The following is a 3,866-nucleotide window of genomic DNA, read 5'->3' as shown; positions in this document are numbered from 1 at the left end:
GGCGGCGGCTTCGCGTTCGGTGGGGACGAGGGCGACGAGGCGGGACGCGCCGGCGCGGCGTGCGGCGGCCAGCGACAGCGACCCGGACTTCCCGCCGCCGCCCAGGACCAGCACGGAGGGGGCGTCACGGCGGCGCACGACGCGGTCGGTGAGCGCGGGCGCGCCGCACACGTCGAGGACGGACAGGGCGAGTTCCTCGGGCAGGTCGTCGGGCAGGACGGCGGCGATGGACCGGCCGAACAGCACGGCGGTGCCCTCGCACGGCACCTGTTCGTCGGCGCCGTCCCAGCGGGCGAGGCCGTCGGTGACGCGCAGCGGGGTGAGGGTGAGGGAGACGAGGGTGGCGACGCGGTCGCCGACGCGCAGCCCGAGGGGCGAGTCGGGGCCGACGGCGCGGACGGTGCCGAGGAGCATGCCGCCCGATCCGGTGACGGGGTTCTGCATCTTGCCGCGGGAGGAGACGATGTCCAGGACGGCCTGCCGGACGCCGTCGACGCCGTGCTGCTCGCGCAGCTGGCGGTAGGAGGCGGCGTCGAGGTTGAGGCGGGCGACGTCGAGCACGACTTCGTCGGGGCCGCACTCCGGGGAGGCGTCCAGCCGCCAGGCCTGCTGCGGCAGGACCCCGGCGGGTTCGAGGACGCGGTGCAGACCGTACGGCGAAGTCATGGAAATCCTTCGGTCGACAGGGTCAGGACCGGGATATCTTCACGCGCAGTGTCGACTTTGCGCAAGGGATCTTCTGCGGGCGGTGTGGTGGTGGGTGAACGCCGTGCTGGCCCCGGTGCCGGACGCACCACGTCGGCCCTCCCCCGGCACGTCTCGTGGACGCGCCGGCGGAGGGCCGACGAGGGTCAGGGCCGGTGGGCGCGGGGGCGGGATCAGGTCGTGGTGATCGGTTCCGTTCGGCGGCGGCGGACGCGCAGGACGCCCGCGAGGACCAGGGTCGCGGCGAGCAGCGCGTAGGCGATCGCGGCGAACGGGCTGGTCACGAGGGCGGCGGGGTCGCCTTCGCTGATCTGCAGGGTGCGGCGGACCTGTTCCTCGGCCATCGGTCCGAGGATGAGGCCGACGACGAGCGGCGCGACGGGGTAGCCGTGGCGGCGCATGAAGAACCCGGCGACGCCGATGACGAGCAGCACGATCAGGTCGTCGACGACGAAGTTGACCGCGTAGGTGCCCAGGGCGGCGAACAGCAGGATGCCCGCGTACAGGTAGGGCCGCGGGATCCGGAGGACCTTCACCCAGATCTTCACCAGGGGCAGGTTGAGCACGAGCAGCATGACGTTGCCGATGTAGAGCGACGCGATGAGCGCCCACACCATGCCCGGGCTGGTGGTGAACAGCAGCGGCCCGGGTTGGATGCCGTAGCTCTGGAACGCGGCGACGATGACGGCGGCGGTGGCGGTGGTGGGCAGGCCGAGCGTGAGCAGCGGGACGAGGACTCCGGCGGCGGCGGCGTTGTTCGCGGCCTCGGGGCCGGCGACGCCCTCGATGGCGCCCTTGCCGAACTCCTCGGGCCGCTTCGACAGCTTCTTCTCGGCCGCGTAGGACAGGAACGTGGACACGTCCGCGCCGCCGGCGGGGACGGTGCCGATGGGGAACCCGATGAAGGTGCCCCGCAGCCACGGTTTCCAGGACCGCCGCCAGAACTCGCCGGTCATCCACTTCCCGCCGACCGGCACGACCTCGACGGGGCCGTGCCGCAGGCGTGCCGCCACGTACAGGGCCTCGCCGACGGCGAACACGCCGACCGCGACCACGACGACGTCGATGCCGTCGGACAGGGTGGGCACGCCGAGGGTGAACCGCTGCTGCCCGGTGAGGGTGTCGGTGCCGACGAGCCCGAGGAACAGCCCCAGTCCCAGCGACGCCAGGCCCCGCACGGGCGACGACCCGAGCAGGGCGGCGACGGTGGTGAACGCGACGACCATCAGCGCCACGTAGTCGGCCGGGCCGAGGGTGACGGCGAGGTCGGCGATCGTGGGCGCGAGGACGGTGAGCAGGACCGTGGCGATGGTGCCGGCGACGAACGACCCGATCGCCGCGGTGGCCAGGGCCGCCGCGCCCCGCCCGGCGCGCGCCATCCGGTTGCCTTCCAGCGCGGTGACCACGGACGACGACTCGCCGGGCGTGTTGAGCAGGATCGACGTGGTCGAGCCGCCGTACATGCCGCCGTAGTAGATGCCCGCGAAGATGATCAGCGCGGCGGTCGGTTCGAGCGAGTAGGTCAACGGCAGCAGCAGCGCCACGGTCATGGCGGGGCCGATGCCGGGCAGGACGCCGACGGCGGTGCCGAGGGTGACGCCGAGCAGCGCGTACAGGAGGTACTCGGGCTGGGCGGCGGTGGCGAAGCCGTCCAGCAGGGCGGTGAGGCTACCCATCGAGGAGTGGCACCCCCTCGACCACGCCGGCGGGCAGCGACAGGCCGAGCCCGGACGCGAACACGACCTGCACGACCAGCGCCAGCACGACGGCGACGACCAGTGCCTTCCACCAGACCGCGCCGAGGGTCCACGCGGCGGCGGCGAACAGCACCGTCGCGGCGACCGGCCAGCCGACGACGTCGATCAGCACCAGGTGCGCGACGAGCACGGCGACGAGCTTGAGCACGGTCACCCAGTCGGTGCGGACGGTGGTGTCGACGTCCTCGGCGTCCTCGGCCGCGCCGAGCCGGCCGCGGGCGGTGGCGACGATCGCGGCGACGCCGGTGACCAGGAGCAGCGCGCCGACGGCGTAGGGGAAGGCGCGGGGGCCGATGCCGCCGACGGCACCGCGCACGGTGATGGTGGTGGCGTCGACCAGGGTGAACGCGCCGAGCGCGGCGACGAGCCCGCCGAACGCGTACTCCTCGACCTTCGCCGACAGCGGCGCCCGCGCCGTCCCGACGCCGGCGGCCCCGGGCGTCACGGCGCCCGACCCGCCGTCGCCGGCCCCAGGCGGGGTGGTGTCGGGGGAGGTCACTTGACGAGCCCGATCTCCTGCAGCACCGGCTTGATCCGGCCGATCTCGACGGTGAGGAACGTGGAGAAGTCGTGCCCGGTCTGGAACGTGTCGGTCCAGCCCTTCTTCTTCAGCTCCTCCTGCCACTGGGGGCTGGCGTGCATGTCGGCGACCAGCTTGACCAGCCGGTCCTTCGCCGCGACGGAGATCGAGCCGGGCGCGACGACACCGCGCCAGTTGATCAGCTCGACGCCGGTGCCGACGTTCTTGAACGTCGGCACCTTCAGCTCCGGGTGCTCCTTCGGGCCGGAGGTGCCCAGGGCGCGCAGCTTGCCCGCCTTGATCTGCTCGACGTACTCGCCGACGCCGGAGATGCCCGCGTCGACCTTGCCGCCCAGCAGCGCCGCCAGCGACTCGCCGCCGCCGGAGTAGGGCACGTAGTTGAGCTTGCCGGGGTCGATGCCCTTGGCCTTGAGCAGCAGCGCGGCGAGGATGTGGTCGGTGCCGCCCGCCGAGCCGCCGGTGATCGACACGCCCTGGCCCTTCTCGGCGACGGCGGCGAGCAGGTCGTCGATGGACCGGTACGGGGAGTCGGCGGGCACGACGACGACCTCGTCCTCGGCGGTGAGCCGCGCGATGGGCGTGGTGTCCTCCAGCCGCTTCTCCACGCCGTTGGTCTCGACCGCGCCGACCATGACCAGCCCGGTGACCATCAGGTACTCCTCGGACCGCTCGGTGGCGAGCTTCTGCAGGCCGACCGTGCCGCCGGCCCCGCCGACGTTGTTGACCTGCACGGAGTCGGCGAGCTTCGCGCCGCTGATCGCGGCCTGCATCGACCGCGCGGTCTGGTCCCAGCCGCCGCCGGGGTCCGCGGGGGCCATGATCTCCAGCCGGCCGACGCCGTCGCCGCCCGCGCCGCCACCGGC

General features: G+C 73.4%; 4 protein-coding genes. All 4 read right to left on the bottom strand.

Annotated elements, in window-relative coordinates; all coding sequences use genetic code 11:
• Nucleotides 1-666, bottom strand: a 666-nt coding sequence (gene kdd / locus ACFQ3T_RS35030) for an L-erythro-3,5-diaminohexanoate dehydrogenase (protein WP_452603493.1), incomplete at its 3' end; no start/stop codon positions are given.
• Between the two features lie 212 nt (nt 667-878).
• Complete coding sequence (locus ACFQ3T_RS35025) at nt 879-2,381, bottom strand: tripartite tricarboxylate transporter permease (RefSeq protein WP_380730175.1); 1,503 nt, start codon at nt 2,379-2,381, stop codon at nt 879-881.
• Nucleotides 2,374-2,961, bottom strand: coding sequence for a tripartite tricarboxylate transporter TctB family protein (locus ACFQ3T_RS35020; RefSeq protein WP_380730173.1), 588 nt, complete (start codon nt 2,959-2,961; stop codon nt 2,374-2,376). The genes ACFQ3T_RS35025 and ACFQ3T_RS35020 overlap by 8 nt, the downstream gene beginning before the upstream one ends.
• Nucleotides 2,958-3,866: Bug family tripartite tricarboxylate transporter substrate binding protein (locus ACFQ3T_RS35015; protein WP_380730171.1), on the bottom strand; the 909-nt coding region annotated here is incomplete at its 5' end. The genes ACFQ3T_RS35015 and ACFQ3T_RS35020, both read right to left, overlap by 4 nt.

Origin of the sequence: Saccharothrix hoggarensis, assembly GCF_042678885.1 — a bacterium.
In the GTDB taxonomy this organism is placed as follows: domain Bacteria; phylum Actinomycetota; class Actinomycetes; order Mycobacteriales; family Pseudonocardiaceae; genus Actinosynnema; species Actinosynnema hoggarensis.
This window is presented reverse-complemented; position numbering and strand designations above follow the sequence as displayed.